The sequence below is a fragment of the Pseudomonas sp. FH1 genome, from assembly GCF_000510895.2.
Classification (GTDB): Bacteria; Pseudomonadota; Gammaproteobacteria; order Pseudomonadales; family Pseudomonadaceae; genus Aquipseudomonas; species Aquipseudomonas azotoformans_A.
Genome location: NZ_AOHM01000108.1, coordinates 1 through 1,920, shown reverse-complemented (window position 1 = coordinate 1,920; position 1,920 = coordinate 1). Strand labels below are relative to the sequence as shown.

General features: G+C 57.4%; 1 protein-coding gene. It reads right to left on the bottom strand.

Translation table 11 applies throughout. The features are described 5' to 3' along the window. Positions 1–56 precede the first annotated feature (56 nt). Positions 57–1,343, bottom strand: coding sequence for a group II intron reverse transcriptase/maturase (gene ltrA, locus H096_RS24885; RefSeq protein ID WP_191983022.1), 1,287 nt, complete (start codon positions 1,341–1,343; stop codon positions 57–59). Positions 1,344–1,920: the final 577 nt, after the last annotated feature.

The window sequence follows — 1,920 nt, the reverse complement described above, 5'->3', positions numbered from 1 at the left end:
TCGCGGTAGGGACGGCAGTTACCTGCCGCCCCCCGCACAGATCCGTACGTGCGGAACTACCGCATACGGCTCCTGCCTTGGGTACGTGACGCGAAGCGATCCTCAGGGTAAGGATGTGCATTTCTAGGTCTAGGTATGTAGAGGTCGGCAAGGCGTCCGTAGCGTGACCATTGAAGCCGATTACGCTGGCTGCGTCGCTTGAGGGCTTGCCGCCATAGACGGCATACCGCCAACCGAAAACCACCCAGACGTATCAGATTCCCCGGCACCGCGTGGTAATTGAAGTACCCGCTGACCACCCGGGTAAGCCACTGACCCACGACTCGAACAGGCTCATGCCGTCGGCGTTTCAGCTCATCCCGAATAGCCAGCAGCGTTGTACGCATTCGCTTCTTGACCGTCAGTCGCAGTATTTGAAACCCACCGCTTCTGTTGGCACTGCAGCAGTGCGTGAATCCCAGGAAATCAAACGTCTCCGGTTTATCTAAGCCTCGCTTCCTACGATTTCTCGCAGCAAAACGACCAAACTCAATCAGCCGTGTCTTCGAAGCGTTGAGCGATAAACCGAACCTGGCCAACCGTTCCTGCAACTGCACCAGAAATTGCTGAGCCTGCCATTGCGTCCTGAAACCCACCACGCTGTCGTCCGCGTAGCGCACAACAATCACATCGCCACGGGCATGCCGCTGGCGCCACTGCCTTGCCCATAGATCCAGCACGTAGTGAAGATAGATATTCGCCAGCAACGGCGATATCACTGCGCCTTGGGGCGTCCCCTTGGTCGCAGCCACCCTACGGCCATCCTCTATTACTCCCGCCTGAAGCCATTTGCAGATGAGTCCGAGCATGCGTCGGTCTGCAATCCGGTGTCCCAGAAACATCAGCATCCATTCATGGTCGATCTCATCAAAGAACGACGTGATATCCGCATCCAATATCCAGTTCACCTTCTGGCCTTTGAGCGCGACCGTTAATGCATCCAGCGCATCGTGCTGACTACGTCCCGGCCGAAACCCATACGAGAATCCTAGAAAGTCTTCTTCATAGATCGCATTCAGAACAGTAACAACCGCCTGCTGTACGATCTTGTCCTCCAGAGAGGCAATACCCAGCGGACGCTGTCTGCCGTCGGCTTTGGGGATATAGACTCGCCGCGACGGCGTTGCCCGATAGGCTCCACTGTGAAGCCTTCCGTGCAAATCGTTCACCCGCTGGAGAAGACCTTCCTCATATTCTCGCCACGACATGCCGTCCACGCCCACCGCTGCATCGCGGCGCAGGGCATAGAAGCTCTGCGCCAATAACTGCGGTGTGATGTGGTGAAGCAATGCCGTGAACTGCATGCCCTTGTTCCTTCGGGCTGCTTCACGTACACCGTCAAATCCCATCGACGCGCAGCTGATCCGGCTCAGTGTCCGGGGCGCGGGAGGCCTGTTGGTGTTTCCCTTGGCTACGTCCCTTTCCTCCACTATCTCCGCAGGGCCAGGCCCTTTGTTCGATGGCTTCTCAGGTACTACGGACGTATCCGACTTCTCAGCGACGTGAACAGCAGGGTTACGGCTTTTGGCCTTTCCTGCTCCGCCCGGTGCTTGCGCACTGGGCACCGCTGAGATCTCCCAGTTTCTGTGCGGAGGACTTCCCGACGTGCACAGGGTCTCCGACCGCGCGGGATCAGAGCATGACTGGCGTATAACGCCATGCTCCGTGTTGCCTTCTGCTTCGCTTAACAGCATCGGCATCCCGAATTCCTGATTACGCGGCTCAATGGCTGGCCCATCGGTTTCCCCTGTCAACGCTTCACCCTGCACCTCACGGTGCAACATGCATGACTCGGGGTCTGGTTGATTCGCCATTTCTTACCAGTATCGAACTTTCATCGACTATCCTCCGCCAGCTTTAACTGGCGCTCTAAGCGTCCGG

Coding starts and splice junctions, on each gene's coding strand:
- ltrA (WP_191983022.1), bottom strand. CDS start 1,343: ATGCAGTTCACGGCATTGCTTCACCACATCACACCGCAGTTATTGGCG.